12 protein-coding genes are annotated in these 16,311 nt (G+C 65.4%); 10 read left to right on the top strand and 2 right to left on the bottom strand.

All coding sequences use genetic code 11. The features are described 5' to 3' along the window. The first annotated feature begins 6 nt into the window (after window positions 1-6). From JAB8_RS01565 to JAB8_RS29360, 7 genes are all read left to right on the top strand, one after another. The gene (locus tag JAB8_RS01565) at window positions 7-510 is read left to right on the top strand and encodes a chemotaxis protein CheW (RefSeq protein WP_070217875.1); all 504 of its coding nucleotides are present in this window, start codon (window positions 7-9) and stop codon (window positions 508-510) included. 49 nt (window positions 511-559) lie between these two features. After that, a complete protein-coding gene (locus JAB8_RS01560) occupies window positions 560-1,618 on the top strand; it encodes an HD domain-containing phosphohydrolase (protein WP_070288156.1) in 1,059 nt (352 codons plus the stop codon). A gap of 14 nt (window positions 1,619-1,632) precedes the next feature. After that, the gene (locus tag JAB8_RS01555) at window positions 1,633-2,775 is read left to right on the top strand and encodes an FIST N-terminal domain-containing protein (protein ID WP_070288155.1); all 1,143 of its coding nucleotides are present in this window, start codon (window positions 1,633-1,635) and stop codon (window positions 2,773-2,775) included. Further along, window positions 2,772-6,266, top strand: a complete 3,495-nt coding sequence (locus JAB8_RS01550) for a PAS domain S-box protein (protein ID WP_070288153.1) — start codon at window positions 2,772-2,774, stop codon at window positions 6,264-6,266. Before JAB8_RS01555 ends, JAB8_RS01550 begins: the two co-directional genes overlap by 4 nt. Window positions 6,267-6,328: 62 nt before the next feature. After that, a complete protein-coding gene (locus JAB8_RS01545; protein ID WP_083287520.1) occupies window positions 6,329-8,134 on the top strand; it encodes an alpha/beta fold hydrolase in 1,806 nt (601 codons plus the stop codon). A gap of 24 nt (window positions 8,135-8,158) precedes the next feature. Further along, window positions 8,159-9,004, top strand: coding sequence for a universal stress protein (locus JAB8_RS01540; RefSeq protein ID WP_070288151.1), 846 nt, complete (start codon window positions 8,159-8,161; stop codon window positions 9,002-9,004). Window positions 9,005-9,075: 71 nt separating this feature from the next. After that, window positions 9,076-9,246, top strand: a complete 171-nt coding sequence (locus JAB8_RS29360; protein ID WP_175445141.1) for a hypothetical protein — start codon at window positions 9,076-9,078, stop codon at window positions 9,244-9,246. Between the two features lie 214 nt (window positions 9,247-9,460). Here JAB8_RS29360 and corA read toward each other — a convergent pair whose 3' ends face one another. Then, window positions 9,461-10,447: a magnesium/cobalt transporter CorA gene (corA, locus tag JAB8_RS01535; RefSeq protein WP_070217858.1), complete on the bottom strand. Its 987-nt coding sequence runs from the start codon at window positions 10,445-10,447 to the stop codon at window positions 9,461-9,463. A 187-nt stretch (window positions 10,448-10,634) separates the two neighbouring features. Between corA and JAB8_RS01530 the strand changes: the two genes are divergently transcribed. From JAB8_RS01530 to JAB8_RS01520, 3 genes are read left to right on the top strand one after another with little or no spacing between them, the layout of a single operon-like run. Then, window positions 10,635-11,147 (top strand): sigma-70 family RNA polymerase sigma factor, encoded by a 513-nt coding sequence (locus tag JAB8_RS01530; RefSeq protein WP_070288149.1) that lies wholly within the window; start codon window positions 10,635-10,637, stop codon window positions 11,145-11,147. Window position 11,148: 1 nt separating this feature from the next. Continuing rightward, window positions 11,149-12,114, top strand: a complete 966-nt coding sequence (locus tag JAB8_RS01525; RefSeq protein WP_070288147.1) for a FecR domain-containing protein — start codon at window positions 11,149-11,151, stop codon at window positions 12,112-12,114. Between the two features lie 51 nt (window positions 12,115-12,165). Further along, window positions 12,166-14,580: a TonB-dependent receptor gene (locus tag JAB8_RS01520; RefSeq protein WP_070288146.1), complete on the top strand. Its 2,415-nt coding sequence runs from the start codon at window positions 12,166-12,168 to the stop codon at window positions 14,578-14,580. A 60-nt stretch (window positions 14,581-14,640) separates the two neighbouring features. Here the strand turns inward: JAB8_RS01520 and JAB8_RS28775 are convergent, their stop codons facing one another. Then, window positions 14,641-16,197: a hypothetical protein gene (locus JAB8_RS28775; RefSeq protein WP_139142894.1), complete on the bottom strand. Its 1,557-nt coding sequence runs from the start codon at window positions 16,195-16,197 to the stop codon at window positions 14,641-14,643. Between the last annotated feature and the right edge of the window lie 114 nt (window positions 16,198-16,311).

The raw sequence follows: 16,311 nt of genomic DNA, 5'->3' as shown, positions 1-16,311 counted from the left end.
AAGCACATGGAAACCATCACGACACATGCCGCAGCAGCGAGCCAGCTGGCGCAAGCGGATGCCCGGGAATTGCTGGTCTTCGGACTCGGCAAGGAGGAATATGCAATCGACATCGGCCTGGTGCAGGAAATCCGCGGCTACGGCGCCGTCACCCGCATCGCCAACGCACCCGCCTTCCTCAAGGGGTTCATCCACCTGCGCGGCAGCATCGTGCCGCTGGTCGACCTGCGCATCGCGCTGGGCCAGGCCGAACCCGCTTACGACGCCTCGACCGTGGTGATCATCCTGATCTTCGCGCATGGCGCCACCGGCATCGTGGTCGACCGCGTGGCCGACGTGGTGCCGCTGGCGCCGGCGCAGATCAAGCCGCCGCCGCAGCTGCACGGTTCAGCCATGGCCGGCCACGTGACGGCCATCGGCGCCCTCGACGAGCGCATGCTGATCGTACTCGACATCGACAGCCTGCTGGCGGGCATGGGCATGCACGCCGGCGGAAAACTGGCGGCCTGAGCCAGCCACCAGCCACGCCACCACCCGAACCCGCCCCGCCGGAGACACCATGAGCATCCTGATCGTCGATGACAACGACACCAACCTGAGCCTGCTGGCGACCCTGGCGGGCAAGGCCAGCAGCATCGAACCCGTCTGCATGAACGATCCCGTCGATGCGCTGTACTGGTGCGAGTCGCATGTGCCGGACCTTGTCTTGCTCGACTACCGGATGCCCAGCCTGTCGGGCAACGAGTTCCTCAGCATTTTCCGCAAGATGCCGGGCATGGCCGACATCCCCATCATCATGGTGACCACCGAAAACGACCACGCCGTGCGCAAGCAGGCTTTTTCGCTGGGCGTGACGGAGTTTCTCACCAAGCCTGTCGACACCATCGAGTTCAGCCTGCGCGTGCGCAACCTGCTGGCCCTGCGCACGGCGCAAACCATGCTGGCCGACCGCGCCAAGCTGCTCGAACACGAAGTGGAACAGGCGATCGCCAACGTCACGGCCAGGGAGATGGAACTGGTTACGCGCCTGGCGCGGGCGGCCGAATTCCGCGACCCCGAAACGGGCGCCCACATCATGCGCATGGCGCGCTACTCGGCGCTGATCGCCAGGGAGCTGGGCCTCGACGCACAATGGCAGGACCTGCTGCTCAAGGCGGCGCCCATGCACGACGTGGGCAAGCTGGCCACGCCCGACCATATCCTGCTCAAGCCGGGGCGGCTGGACCCCGATGAGATGGCCATCATGCGCCAGCACGCGAAAATCGGCGGCCATATCCTTGCCGGCAGCGACTCACCGCTGATCCGCCTGGCCGAGGAAATCGCCTGCGGCCACCACGAAAAATACGACGGCAGCGGCTATCCGGACGGCCTGGCGGAGGAGCAGATACCGCTGTCGGCGCGCATCGTCGCCGTGGCCGACGTCTTCGACGCGCTGAGTTCGGAGCGCCCGTACAAGCCGGCCTGGCCGTTGGCCCAGGCGCGCCAGTACCTGGAGCAAAACAGGGGCAGCCATTTCTGCCCGCGTTGCCTCGACGCCTTCCTGGGCGCCTGGGACGAGGTGCTGGCCATCCGCGACAGCCTGCCTGACCCCGTCCCGCAACACGCCCACCCACTGTAAGCGAGGAGCCCGCCATGCGCGTGCAACAACTGATCCTGAAAAACCATGCCGACTTCGATGCCGCCCTGGCGCCCCTGGCCGCGATGGCGCCCGACCTGGTGCTGGTGTTCGGCGCCTGCCCCTACTTTGCCACGCCCGGCCTAAACGCGGCGCTGCGCCGCCAGCTGCCCGGCGCCGTCATCGCCGGCTGCTCCACGGCTGGCGAGATCGCCGGCAAGCGCGTCTACGACGACAGCTGCGTCATCACCGCCATCCGCTTCGCCCGCACGACGGTGGCGATTGCCGACGCCATCATCTGCGACATGGCCGATTCGCACGAGGCGGGCGAGCGCCTGGCGCAGGCGCTGCCGCAGGACGGTCTGACGGCCGTCTTCATGCTGGGCACGGGCGTGGCCATCAACGGCAGCGCCCTCATCGCCGGCCTGCAGGCGAACCTGCCGCCGGGCGTGACGGTGTCGGGCGGGCTGGCGGCGGACGGCGGCGCCTTTCGCCAGACCTGGACCCTGGGTCCGCGCGGCGCGGCCGACAATACCATCGTCGCCGTCGGCCTGTACGGCGAGCATATCCGCCTCGGCTACGGCAGCCATGCGGGCTGGGAAGCGTTCGGCCCCGCGCGCAAGGTGACGCGCTGCGTCGACAACGTGCTGTATGGCCTCGATGGCGCGCGGGCGCTCGACATCTACAAGCTGTACCTGGGCGACCATGCGCGCGATCTGCCCGCGTCGGGCCTGCTGTTCCCGTTTGAAATGCTCACGGCCGCGCATGAAAAAAGCAATGTCTTCCGCACCATCCTCGCCGTCGACGAAGAACAGGGTTCGCTGACCCTGGCCGGCGACATCCTCGCCGACGGCTACCTGAAGCTCATGCATTCCAGTACCAACCGGCTGATCGACGGGGCCGAGACGGCCGCGCGCGGCGTCGTGCCCCATGCCGATGCGCAGGGCGACCAGCTGGCCCTGCTGGTCAGCTGCGTGGGCCGCAAGCTGGTGATGGGCGACCGGGCCGAGGAAGAGGTCGAAGCGGTGGCCGACCTGCTGGGCGGCGCGTCCTGTATCGCCGGTTTTTACTCCAACGGCGAAATCGGCATCGCCCAGCCGCATGGCAGCTGCCAGCTGCACAACCAGACGATGACCGTGACTGTGTTGAGCGAAGCATGAACCGCACCCTCGCCCGCCAATTGAACCGCGTCTGCGATATCGACTCGGAAAGCGCCTGCGCCGCCTTGCTGGAACAGGCGCAGGCACTGTGCGGGAAAGCGGACACGCCGCGTGAACTGGCCGGTTTCCTGGCCGGCTTGCCAGCCCTGCTGCAGCGCATCGACGGCGCCTACGACCAGTCCGAACGCGACCTGGACTTGCGCTCGCGCAGCCTGGAACTGAGTTCGAATGAACTGAGCATGACCAACGACCTGCTGCGCACGGAACTGGCCAGCCGCAACCGCGTGATCCAGTCGCTGCGCGTGGCGGCCGTGCGCCTGCTCGACAACGACGAATCCGGCCTGCACCTGCCGCAGGAAGGCGATATCGAGGGCCTGTCGGTGCTGCTGGCCGAACTGGTGGCGCAGCAGGAGCTGCGCCGCATCGAACTGCAGAACCAGCGCTTTGCGATGGACCAGCACGCCATTATCAGCGTCACCGATACGGCCGGCGTCATCATCTACGTCAACGACAAATTCTGCGCCATCAGCGGCTTCGCGCGCGAAGAGCTGGTCGGCCAGACGCACCGCCTGATCAATTCGCGCGCGCATCCGGACGCCTTCTTTGCGCAGATGTGGCAAACCATTACCGCCGGCCGGGTCTGGCATGGCGAAATCTGCAACCATGCCAAGGATGGCGGGCAGTACTGGGTGGACGCCACCATCGTGCCCTTCCTCGATGCGGCCGGCAAGCCATACCAGTACATCGCCATCCGCACGGAAATCAGCGACAGCAAGCGCATGGCCGAGACCATCGCGAAAAGCGAACGCGAATACCGCAACGTCGTCAACAGCCTCAACGAGGTGGTCTTCCGCACGGACCTGCACGGCGCCTGGACCTTCCTCAATCCCGCCTGGCACACCATCACCGGCTTCGACGCCGCCGACAGCCTGGGCAAGCATATCCTGCAATTCGTCGATGCGCGCGACCGCGAGCGCGCCGCGGCCGGCCTGGCCCAGCTGCTGGGCGGCCAGGTGGACAGCATGCGCCATGAAGCGCGCTATGTCACCCGCGACGGCGACGTGCGCTGGATCGACGTGTGCGCGCGCGCCGAACGCGATGGACTGGGGCAGCTGGCCGGCATCACCGGCAGCCTGACGGACATCACGGAGCGGCGCCAGGCGGCGCGCGAGCTGCGGCACAACCTCAACTTCGTCGATGCGCTGATCGAGACCATTCCCATCCCCTTGTACCTGAAAGACGTGCACGGCCGCTACCTGCGCGCCAACCGCGCCTTTTGCGCCTTCTTCCATCTCGACCAGGCGCGCATCGCGGGCCTGACGGTGGCGGACATCCTGCCGCAGCAGCAGGCGCAGCAAGCGCGGCAGCACGACGTGGCGCTGCTGCAGGACCGGGGCAACCACACATATGAAGACCGGGTGATCGTCGGCACGCGGCAGGTCGATGTCCTGTGCAGCAAGGCGGCCCTGCTGAAGTCCGACGGCAGCCTGCACGGTCTGGTGGGCACCATCGTCGACATTTCCAGTCAGAAGGCGGCCGAGCGCGCGCTGCTGCTGGCCAAGGAAGTGGCCGAATCGGCCAGCCGCTCGAAGAGCGAATTTCTGGCCAACATGAGCCACGAGATCCGCACGCCGATGAACGGCATCCTGGGCATGACGGACCTGGTGCTCGATTCCGACCTCGATGCCCACCAGCGCAAGTACCTGGAAATCGTCAAGGCCTCGGCCGACGCCCTGCTGTGCATCATCAACGACATCCTCGATTTCTCGAAGATCGAGGCGGGCATGCTGACCCTGGAAAGCATCCCCTTCGACCTGCACCGGTTGCTGCAGGAAACCATGCGCGCCCACGCCATGCGGGCGCAGGCCAGCGGCCTGGAACTGGTGCTCGACGTCGATCCCGCGCTGCCGCACACCCTGCTCGGCGACCCGGGCCGGCTGCGCCAGGTACTGACCAACCTGGCGGGCAACGCCATCAAGTTCACGCCGCAGGGCGAGGTGGTCGTCAGCGCCAGGCTGCGCGCCAGCGGCGACGGCATGGCCCGCCTGCGCCTGTGCGTGCGCGACACCGGCATCGGCATCGCCGCCGACATGCAGGAGGCCGTCTTCGACGCCTTCCAGCAGGAAGACGGTTCGACCACGCGGCGCTTCGGCGGCACGGGCCTGGGCCTGTCGATCACGCGCCGCCTGGTGACGATGATGGGAGGCCGCATCGGCCTGTCGAGCGAACTGGGCAAGGGCAGCTGCTTCACCGTGGACCTGGCCTTGCCCATCGGCGAACAGCAGTCCTTGCCGTCGCCCGGTGCCTCGCTGGCGGGACGCGCCATCCTGGTGGTCGACGACAATCCCAGCAGCCTGACCATCCTGCGCCGGATCTTCGAGCACAGCGGCGCCATGGTCACGGCCTGCGAGTCCGGCGAGGCGGCGCTGGAGCACTGCCGCGGCGCCTTGCCGGCGGACTGCATCATCATGGACTTCGCCATGCCCGGCATGAATGGCTTCGACACGGCATCGGCGCTGTCCTCCCTGCCCCACTGGAGCCAGGTGCCCGTCGTCGTGCTGTCGTCCTGCGGCAGCCTGGGCGACGCGGCGCGCTGCCGCGAACTGGGCATCGACGGCTACCTGCTCAAGCCTGCCAGTCCAGAGGAATTGCTGGCCGTCACCATGAGCGTGCTGGGCACCTGCCGCGGCATGCCCAGCGCCGCGCCCGTGGCGACGCGCCAGACCGTAAGCGAAGGCACGCCCGGCCTGGACATCCTGCTCGTCGAGGACAACGCCATGAACCGCGAACTGGCCACCGTGCTGCTGTCGAACGCGGGCCACCGCGTCACGCATGCGGCCAACGGCCGCATCGCCCTCGATTGCCAGGCCGCCGGCCATTTCGACATGATCCTGATGGACCTGCAAATGCCGGAAATGGGCGGTTTCGAAGCCACCGCGCAGATACGCGCGCGCGAAGCGCAAGGCATGCCGAGAAGCGTCATCATCGCCATGACGGCCAGCGCCTTCGAAGGCGACCGCGAACGCTGCATCGCCGGCGGCATGGATGACTACCTGTCCAAGCCGTTCCGCGCGGCCGCCTTCCACAGTCTGATCGAGCAGCATGTGCTGCAAATAAACAAGCACACGCCGCGCTTCGGCTACGGGGCCGCGCTGGCCGAGGCCGATGCCGACGTGATCGGCATCATCGGCGCATCGTTCCTGACCGCCCTGCCGGCGCAGCTGGATGCCTTGCGGGCGGCCATGCGGGAAGGCGACCGGGCCACCGTGAGCCGGCAAGCCCACACCCTGGCCGGCCTGCTGGCCAACTTCCGCGCCGCGCCGGCCGTCGCCATCGCCGCCGCCATCGAGCGCGAAGCGGCCAAGGCGCCGCAGGGCGCGTTGCTGGCGCGCCTCGATGCGCTGGAAGAGCAGTTGCGCCTGTTTGTGCAGGAAACGGAGGCGGCCATCCAGGCGGCAAGCCATATGCTGCACGCATCCGGCCAAACTTGATGTAGATCATAATTTTTTAAACAAGCTCTTGCTATCCTGTAAAAAAATGACAGGAGCCGTGGATGAGCAAGACGCAGCCGAGCGATGCGCAGCACAACGTGGAACATGAGCGCCTGGGCAGCGCCTGGCAAGGCGTACCGGCGCCCGACTACCCGGAAAGCGCGCCGGAAGGCGCCTCCCTGGACCTGCTGCTGAATGCCTGGCTGGGCAAGTTTACGGGCGGTATTTCGCCGGCAGCGCTGGGCAACGCCTATGCCGACTGGCTCAGCCATCTGGCGCTGGCGCCATCGAAGCAGCAAGCCCTGCTGCAGGAAGCGTGGAAGAAGATCGGCCGCTGGCAACAGTACGCCATGCAATCGGCCATGGCTGGCGGCGCCGCCGAGCCGCCGTGCATCGCGCCGCTGCCGCAGGACCGGCGCTTCGAAGACCCGGCCTGGCGGCGCTGGCCCTACAACCTGGTCTACCAGGGCTTCCTGCTGCAGCAGCAATGGTGGCACCGCGCCACCACGGGCGTGCGCGGCGTCGCGCCACACCACGAGGATGTCGTCACGTTCACCGTGCGCCAGTGGCTCGACATGCTGGCGCCGTCGAACTTCCTGCTGACCAATCCCGTGGTGCAGCAGGCCACCCTGGCAAGCGGCGGCGCCAACCTGGCGCGCGGCATGGCCCACGCAGCCGACGACTGGCAGCGCGCCGCCATGGGCGCGCATGCGCCCGACCAGCGCACCTATCAGGTGGGCGTGAACGTGGCCGTCACGCCGGGCAAGGTGGTCTACCGCAACGACTTGATCGAATTGATCCAATACGCGCCCGCGACCGCCAGGGTGCATGCGACGCCCCTGCTGTTCGTGCCGGCGTGGATCATGAAGTTCTATATTCTCGACCTGTCGCCGCACAATTCGCTGGTGCGCTACCTGGTGGGCCAGGGCCACACGGTGTTCATGATTTCCTGGAAAAATCCGCTGGAAGAAGACCGCGAGCTGTCGCTGGAAGACTACCGTCAGCTGGGCGTGATGGAGGCGCTCGATGCCATTACTCGCCTCACGGGCGCGCCGCAGGTGCACGCGGCCGGCTATTGCCTGGGCGGCACCCTGCTGGCGATCGCCGCCGCGACAATGGCGCGCGACGGCGATATGCGCCTGGCCAGCCTGACCATGCTGGCCTCGCAAGTGGACTTCAAGGAACCGGGCGAACTGTCGCTGTTCATCGACGAGAGCCAGGTCAGTTTCCTGGAAGCGGCCATGTGGAAGCAGGGTTATCTCGATACGAAACAGATGGCGGGCGCCTTCCAGCTGCTGCGCTCGAACGACCTGATCTGGTCGCGCCAGCTGCGCCATTATCTGCTTGGCCTCGACGAACAGGACAGCGACCTGATGGCCTGGAATGCGGATGCCACCCGCATGCCCTGCCGCATGCATTCGGAATACCTGCGCCGTCTGTTCCTGCACAATGACCTGGCCGAAGGGCGCTACCGCACGGCGGGCCGCCACATCGCCCTGCCCGACATCAAGGCGCCCGTCTTCGCCGTCGGCACCCTGACGGACCACGTGGCGCCGTGGCGCTCCGTCTACAAACTGCAGCTGCTGACCGACACGGACGTCACTTTCTTGCTCACCTCGGGCGGCCACAATGCGGGCGTGGTCTCGCCGCCGGGCCAGCCGCACCGCAGCTACCAGCTGGCCACGCACCGCCACGACGCGCCCTACATCGACGCGGACAGCTGGCAGCGCGAGGTGGCGCACCATGACGGTTCGTGGTGGCCCGCCTGGCAAGCCTGGCTGGCAGAACGCCCGGGCGCGCAAGCGGCGCCGCCGGCCATGGGACCCGACCTGGGCGATGCGCCGGGCAGCTACGTGCTGCAGACCTGACAACCAACAACCGAGGAAAACGCCATGCCCTACACCACCCTGCTGGTCCACGTTGACAATTCCCGCCATTGCGCCCAGCGCATCCGCCTGGCCGTGCGCCTGGCCGTTGCCGAAGGCGCGCACCTGATCGGCTCGGCCATGAGCGGCATTTCGCGCTACGCATATGGCGGCGGCGTCAACGCGCTGCAGTTTGCACCGGCGCAGATGCAGGCGCTGCGCACCCAGGCCAGCGAGGCCTTGCACGACTTCGAGCGCATTGCCCGCGAGGAAGGCCTGGGCACCTACGAAACGCGCTTCGTCGACGACGATGCGCAAGGCGCGCTGCTGCTGCAGGCGCGCTATTGCGACCTGCTGATCCTGGGCCAGACGGATGCGCAGGATACGCCGTCGCGCGTCATCGCCGGCACGGCCGAATACCTGATGCTCCATTGCGGCCGGCCCGTGCTGATGGTGCCGCACGCGCCTTGCGCCGCGCCAGCGGGCATCGCGCAGCATCCGCTGCTGGCCTGGAACGGCAGCGCCGAAGCGCTGCGCGCCATCACCGATGCGCTGCCGCTGCTGCAGCGGGCCCGGCAAGTGACCCTGGCCGTCGTCAATTCGCACGCCCAGCCGGCCGCGCACGGCGAGCAGCCGGGCGCCGACCTGGCCTTGTACCTGGCGCGCCACGGCGTCAACGTCGAGGTGCTGCAGCACGACACGCCGCCGGGCCAGGACGTGGGCACGGCCCTGCTGGCCATGGCGGCCCAGCGGCACTGCGACCTGGTCGTGATGGGCTGCTACGGCCACATGCGCCTGCGCGAGGCGCTGCTGGGCGGCGTCACGCGCACGGTGCTGCAAGAGATGACGTTACCGGTGCTGGTGTCGCACTAGCGCGCCCGGCAGGCCATCGGCCTTTCTTCACGGGATTACGGCATGAGCAGCGCATTGGCCGCCAGCACGCATTGCCACGCCCGCCGCCTGCTGTTGCCGGGCACAGCCGCATTGACGGCCCTTCTGCCTTCGGCGACCCGCGCCGCAAGCATAAACCCAGCAGCCACGCCTCGCTGGCCTCGCGTCCCGTTGAGGTGGCCGCGCTGATCCTCGAGGCGGCTGCGGCGGTGCTGGTGAAATAGGCAAAAAAAGAAGGCTCCCGGGTTACAGGAGCCTTGTGGCGCCGGACAGGCAATGTGGTCCGCACCGGCAGCTCTGGGGTACAGCGCCGGCCGGACCGCTATCCACGCCAAGGAGGTTCAGCCACCTGCCGTCAACCGCATTGCCATGCCACTTCATCGTAGCAGCTGATTGCGCGGCAAAACTCTCCAATATTTGCATGCCGGCCATCTGCCGCTACAGCCACCCTTCGCGCTTCAGGCGCCGGTGCAGCCAGCAGCAGCCGGCGATGATGACGACGATCACGGCCGGATAGCTGCCGCGCCACTTCAGTTCCGGCATGAATTCGAAGTTCATGCCGTACAGGCTGAAGACCATGGTGGGCACGGCCAGGATGGCGGCCCAGGCGGCCAGGCGCTTGACGACCTCGTTCTGGCGGATCGAAATCTGCCCCAGCGCCACCTGCATGGCCGAATTGACCAGTTCGCGCATCTGCCCCGCCGTGTGCGTGACGCGTTTGACGTGGTCGAGGATGTCGCGGTAATAGATGCGGTTTTCCTTGGGCACGATATCGCCATGGAAACGGATCAGCTGGGTGCAGATGTCGTGCAGGGGATTGACGGCCGCATCGAGCTTCAGCAGCTCCGTCTTGAGCTGGTAGAAATCCTGCAGCTTGTCTTCGCTCAGGCTGGGCTTGAACAGCTGCAATTCATAGTGCTGGAAACGGGCCTGCAAATGGTCGATGCAGGGCTGGTACTGGTCGACGATGAAATCGATGATGGAATACAGCACGTAGCCGGGGCCGCTGGCCAGCTTCTCGGGCACGCTTTCCTTGCGCTCGCGCAGCTTCGCATAGCCGGCCGAGGGGCCATGGCGCACAGTGATGATGAAGCGGGGGCCGAGAAAGACGTGGGTTTCGCCGTAGACGATGGCGTCGCCGTCCAGGGTGGCCGTGTGCATCACCATGAACAGCGTGTCGCCGTACTCTTCCAGCTTGGGCCGCTCATGCGCGCCCTGCGCATCCTCGACGGCCAGTTCGTGCAATCCAAAGGCCGATTGCAGCGCCTGCATGGCCGTGGCGTCGGGGCTGGCCATGCCGATCCAGACGAAACAATCGGGGTCGCCAAGAAAGTCGCCCACCTTGTCGATGTCGAAGTGGGCGATCTTCCTGCCGTCGCGATACGCTTCGCAATTGACGACGGCGGCGTGGGTACTGAGGTCCATGGTGATTTTCGGCTGGTGGCGGCAATATTATTGGGGGGCCAGTATAGCGGAAATGCCATGATGGCCATGCCAACTGAGCCAGCGCATTGACATTCGGGCGCGTCAATGTAAAATGAGAACCATTCGCATTTAAGAAGGGCCTGCATGCGCCAGCGGCACGGGACTTCCGCGCCAACTGGAGTGTGCCGTGACGTATGCCGTATCCCCTGCCGCCGATCCTGTCGCACTGCTGTATGGCCAGCACCATCCCTGGCTGCTGCGCTGGCTGCGCGGCAAATTGTCCTGCACCGATCATGCGGCCGACCTGGCGCAGGATACCTTCGTCAAGCTGCTGGCCACGCCTGGCGAACCTGTCGCCACTCTGCGCGAACCGCGCGCCTACCTGACCACCGTGGCGCGGCGCCTGCTCATCGACCACTACCGCCGCCAGTCGCTGGAGCAAGCCTGGCTGGCCACCCTGGCGCAGCTGCCCGCACCCGCCGCGCCATCGGCGGAGGAGCGTTTGCTGATCCTGGAAACGCTGCACCAGATCGATGCCATGCTCGATGGCCTGGGCACGAAGGTGCGCACGGCCTTTTTGCTGTCGCAGCTGGAAGGCATGGCGTATGCGGACATCGCCGCGCGCCTGAACATCAGCGAGCGCACCGTCAAGCGCTATATGGTGCAGGCGTTCGAGCAATGCATCCTGCTGCTGGCCTGACATGGGCGCAACCCTCGATGCGCGCGCCGCGCGCGTGGCGGCGCACTGGATGATGCGTCTGCAAGGCGGCGAACTGGACGCTGATGCGCAGCAGGACCTGGCCCGCTGGCGCGCCGCCCACCCCGACCATGAAACTGCCTGGCAGCGGGCCGAGCAAGTCTGCCGCACCTTCGGCATGCTGCCCCCGCCGCTGGCCATGCCGGTGCTCGACCGTCCGTCCGGCGCGCCGCGCCGCGCCGCCCTGAAAACCCTGGCCCTGCTGATCGCCGCCGGGCCAGGCGGCTGGGCCATGCTGAAAGTGCCGCCATGGCAGGCGTGGACGGCCGAACTGCGCACGGCGACGGGCGAAATCCGCCATGTGCCCCTGGCCGACGGCAGCGCCCTGAGCCTGAACACGGCCAGTGCCGCCGACATCGCCTTCAGCGCATCCCTGCGTCTGGTGCACTTGCGCGCCGGAGAGATTCACGTGGCAACCAGCCCCGATGCCCTCGGGCGGCCGTTCATCGTGCGCACCAGCAATGGCAGCATCCGCGCCCTCGGCACGCGCTTCACGGTACGCCAGGAAGACAGCCTGCTGGGCGCGCACACCTACGTGGCCATCTCGCAGGGCGCCGTCGAAGTGCGGCCCGCCGAAGGCAGCCCCGTCCTTCTGCAGGCGGGCTGGCAAGCCAGTTTCGACGCGGACGCCGCCAGCGCGCCGCAGCCGCTGGCGCCGCATGCGTTCACGTGGACCAAAGGATTGCTGTACGCGGACGACACGCCGCTGGCCGACGTGCTGGCGCAGCTGAGCCGCTACCGCCACGGCGTGGTGCGCTGCGACCCGGCCGTGGCGCGGCTGCGCGTGTCGGGCGTGTACCAATTGCATGATACGGATCAATTGTTATCACTATTGCAAGCATCGCTACCCATCCGCGTGCAGCGCCACAGCCGCTGGTGGATTTCCATCGAACCCGCATCAATATTTTAAAAAAATGTCCCTTTCGCGCATGTGCCCCGTCAATCCACACAGGACCAACACATGAACGAAGGGAAACAAGCAATGAAGCACTACCGCAACACCAGCATGACCCTGGCCTTGTTGGGCAGCCTGGCCCTGACGCCGCCCGCATTCGCCCAGCATCAGGAAGCGCCTGCGCGCCACTACCAGGTGGCAGCCGGTCCCCTCAGTACCGCCCTGTCCGCCTTTGCGGCCGAGGCGGGCGTCAGCATTTCCGGCGCCGCCAGCCTGTACGCCGGCTTGAACAGCCGGGGCTTGAGCGGCAATTACCAGGTGTCCGACGGCTTTGCCCGCCTGCTCGACGGCAGCGGCCTCATTGCGGTCGACCAGGGCGGCGGCCACTACGCCGTGCGCAGGCTGCCGTCCGCCAGCGAGGCAACCACCCTGCCCGGCATCGCCGTGCGCGCCACGGCCGAGCGCAGCACCAGCACGGAAGGGACGCATTCGTACACGACGCCGGCCACGGCCAGCGCCACCGGACTGGTGCTGTCCTTGCGCGAAACGCCGCAATCGGTCAGCGTCATCACGCGCCAGCGCATGGATGACCAGGACTTGCTGACGGTGCGCGACGTGCTGCGCAATACGCCCGGCATCGCCGTCAACCAGTTCGACACGGAGCGCAGCACCTTTTCCGCGCGCGGCTTCGACGTCGACAATTTCCAGTACGACGGCGTGCCCACCACGTATAAGGTGCAGTATTCGGGCGGCGAATCGGAAATGGATTCCCTGATCTACGACCGCGTGGAAGTGACGCGGGGCGCCACGGGCTTGCTGACGGGCGCCGGCTACCCGTCCGCCTCGATCAATCTGGTGCGCAAGCGGGCCAGCGCCAGGCAGTTCGAGGGGCAATGGTCGCTGGCGGCCGGCTCCTGGAGCGATTACCGGGGCACCGTCGACCTGGCCGCGCCGCTGAACGCAGACGGCTCCGTGCGCGGCCGCGTGGCGGGCGCCTGGCAAGACCGCAAGTCGTTTACGAATGGCTATTCGAACCAGCGCCAGCTCGTCTACGCCACCGCCGAGGCGGACCTGGCGCCCGGCAGCGTGATCATGGTGGGCGCCAGCTACCAGAAGAACGATCCGAAAGGCAGCAACTGGGGCGGCTTCCCCCTGTGGTACAGCGACGGTTCGCGCACCGATTTCGACCGTTCCGTCACCACGGCACCCCGCTGGGCCGCCTGGGCCACCGAACAGACGAATGTGCACGCCACCTTGGAACACGCGCTGGGCCAGGGCTGGAAGGCGCAGGCGCAAGCCATGTACAGCAAGCACACGGAAGACACGCCGCTGCTGTTCCTGGCCGAGCGGCCCGACCGCATCACGGGCCTGGGCATGCTCGGTTACCCGAACCGCTACATCGGCGCGCGCGACCAGAGCAGCGCCGACCTGAAACTGTCCGGCCCGTTTACCCTGGGCGGACGCGAACATGAAGTCATCGTCGGCGCCAATTACACGGTGCAGCACGCGCAATTCAGCGTCAAGGAAGCGCTCGATCCCGAACCGATCGGCAATTTCCTCGCCTGGGATGGCAGCTACCCGCAGCCGGCCTGGGGCGAGCCCGTGCTGTCGGAAAAATACACGACGAAACAATACGGCGCGTATGGCGCGGCGCGCCTGAACCTGGCCGACAGCACCAGACTGATCGTCGGCGGACGCCTGAGCCGCTGGGACAAGGACCGCACCGGCTTTGACGGCAGCGCCCGCTTCGCCTTCGCCAAGAGCAAGTTCGTGCCCTACGCGGGCCTGGTGGTGGACCTGAACGACACGTATTCGATGTATGCCAGCTACACGGACATCTTCCGCCCGCAGGAAAACCAGGACCGCGCGGGCGCCTGGCTGGACCCGCTGACGGGCCAGAGCATGGAAGTGGGCGTGAAGGGAGAATGGGCCGGCGGCCAGGCCAACGGCTCCATCGGCCTCTTTGAGATCAAACAGGACAAGCTGGCCCAGCCCGACGGCGCACACCGGGTCCCCGGCACCACCACGCAAGCGTATTACGCGGCGCGCGGCGCCACCAGCCGCGGCATCGAGGGGGAATTGTCGGGCCGCCTGGCGCCAGGCTGGAACGTGACGGCCAGCGCCAGCCACTTCCGCGCCAAGGACCGCGAACAGCAGGATATCAACACCCTGTCGCCCCGCTCGACGGCGCGCCTGTTTACCACCTGGAAAGTACGACCCGACCTCACCGTGGGCGGCGGCGTCAACTGGCAAAGCAAGTTCTACTTTGACGATGCGGGCCCGAACGGCAAAGAGCGCGTCACGCAGCAAGCCTACAGCACGGTCAGCCTGATGGCCACCTGCCAGCTGTCACGCCAGCTGACGGCCCAGCTGAACGTGGAAAACGTGCTCGACAAGAAATACATCAACATCAACACCTATGCGCAAGGCACGTATGGCGCGCCGCGCAGCGTGCGAGGGACCTTGACGTACCGGTTCTGATGTAGCAGTCCCTCGTTGGCGTGCGCGCAGGGCGGGCACTGGTAGCAACACGATTCGTGCCTATCTGAGCTCGTCCACATGCGCGGTCGCGTATTTCACGTGCAACTCAACGTTAAAAATCGGCATATCGCATCGCTTCCATTCAGATGAATCCATGCGATCATCCGCTATACATGGCCCCGCCAGAAGAGGAACATGCTCAGCTTCTGTATTCAATCGTCCTTCCGACACGATCTTGATATTGTCGTCATGCATTATCTGACGGATTGCATTCGCAATCACCCGGGCGCGTAACTGCGCCTGCTGCACATACTTATTGCCATCTTTATCCTTGGGAAGGACCACATCCTTGCCAACGCCTTGCACCAGCACCAGCATGCTGCGCGGAACACCGGCGCCACGCACTGTCAGGACGGCGTCGTGCAGCCGCTCCAGTATATGAGCATTCAACTCGTCACCACGCGATGCCAATCCCAGCTCATGCTTCAGGTCGAAACACATATCGATCGCCGGACTGCTGGTAATGACACGCAATGACGCCGAATCAAAACGGAGGATAGTTTCTCTCCGCACCACTTGTTCCGTGCCGAAGATTGTCGATCGATCCGGCCCTCGCAGGCTGAAGCTCACAAGAGAGGTAGTGCCTATGCCTGTCCACAATACATCCGCACCGTGCAATAACAGTCGCCCTGCTGCAGTGCGACGACAGTCCAGAATGGGCCTGCCGATCAATTCGCTGGCGCGTTCAACCGCGCCCAATTCGGCCTCAGCTACCTCGATACTGACGTTCGGGCTGCGAATACCCATGGCTTCGAAAGCCATCTGCGACAATCTGGTGGGGCCAGCGTAAAAGAGTACGATGGCAAGGGGCAAGAAAAAGAAAAAGAAAAAAGCATATTGCCACCAAACAATTGGACGTAGGGAGCCGCGCGCAACCGCGTCTGCCGGCCAGCCTGATTTCACCGCAATCAGCATCGACAAGGTGAAAAGACCGGCCAGGAAGAAGCCTATCCATAGCAAGGTAAAAACCATCAAGCCTTTGACGAGAACAAGACTCAACATCACGATGAATACAGTAATGGAAAATAACGATGGAAAGGCGCCACGCAGCGGACCCGGAATGTTATTTAATGGACTGCTGCTACTTCTCGTCGCTGCCTTGCGAAAATGACGTATTCTTGTGGGAATCCAACGCAAGCCGGGCCACCAGCGAGAAGTCGGAAGGGCCGCTATTTCCTGCATATATCGCCATGGACGAAACGACGATAATTTTTTACGCCTGAACCGGCATTTTGGCATTAGCCAAATGGCAAGCTGCAGCACCCACAATGCCGAGAAAGTGCCATACATCCAGAATAAGCCATATATGAAACTGAAGGCCAGTGCAATAAAGACAAATAAAACCACCTCGCCAGGCGCCAAGGAGGCAGGGAAAAACTGAATCGAGAATAAATATGAAAAGACGACGATGGCCCCAATGGCAAGGGCTATCTTGTAGGCCAATGATGCCAGATGATTGACGTTTTCCAAGCGTGCGGCATTGGCATCGTTTCTCTGTGGCACCTCAACTGGCGTTGACGCTTCTGTCGGCGGGGAGGATTGATTTCCGGATGACATACCCCTCCCCCCGTTGACATAATGGACCACGACACCGCACAAAGGACGTTGCACAGGCGTATAGATATCTAAAAATCAGACCTCCAGTTTGCAAAATAATTCACGCCTCACTAA

Origin of the sequence: Janthinobacterium sp. HH106 (assembly GCF_001758725.1) — a bacterium.
Lineage (GTDB): Bacteria > Pseudomonadota > Gammaproteobacteria > Burkholderiales > Burkholderiaceae_D > Janthinobacterium.
This window is presented reverse-complemented; position numbering and strand designations above follow the sequence as displayed.

What these genes read in the sequence shown, in the direction of transcription:
- JAB8_RS01565 (WP_070217875.1), top strand. Translation starts at nt 7, where the DNA reads ATGGAAACCATCACGACACATGCCGCAGCAGCGAGCCAGCTGGCGCAA.
- JAB8_RS01560 (WP_070288156.1), top strand. Translation starts at nt 560, where the DNA reads ATGAGCATCCTGATCGTCGATGACAACGACACCAACCTGAGCCTGCTG.
- JAB8_RS01555 (WP_070288155.1), top strand. Translation starts at nt 1,633, where the DNA reads ATGCGCGTGCAACAACTGATCCTGAAAAACCATGCCGACTTCGATGCC.
- JAB8_RS01550 (WP_070288153.1), top strand. Translation starts at nt 2,772, where the DNA reads ATGAACCGCACCCTCGCCCGCCAATTGAACCGCGTCTGCGATATCGAC.
- JAB8_RS01545 (WP_083287520.1), top strand. Translation starts at nt 6,329, where the DNA reads ATGAGCAAGACGCAGCCGAGCGATGCGCAGCACAACGTGGAACATGAG.
- JAB8_RS01540 (WP_070288151.1), top strand. Translation starts at nt 8,159, where the DNA reads ATGCCCTACACCACCCTGCTGGTCCACGTTGACAATTCCCGCCATTGC.
- corA (WP_070217858.1), bottom strand. Translation starts at nt 10,447, where the DNA reads ATGGACCTCAGTACCCACGCCGCCGTCGTCAATTGCGAAGCGTATCGC.
- JAB8_RS01525 (WP_070288147.1), top strand. Translation starts at nt 11,149, where the DNA reads ATGGGCGCAACCCTCGATGCGCGCGCCGCGCGCGTGGCGGCGCACTGG.
- JAB8_RS01520 (WP_070288146.1), top strand. Translation starts at nt 12,166, where the DNA reads ATGAACGAAGGGAAACAAGCAATGAAGCACTACCGCAACACCAGCATG.
- JAB8_RS28775 (WP_139142894.1), bottom strand. Translation starts at nt 16,197, where the DNA reads ATGTCATCCGGAAATCAATCCTCCCCGCCGACAGAAGCGTCAACGCCA.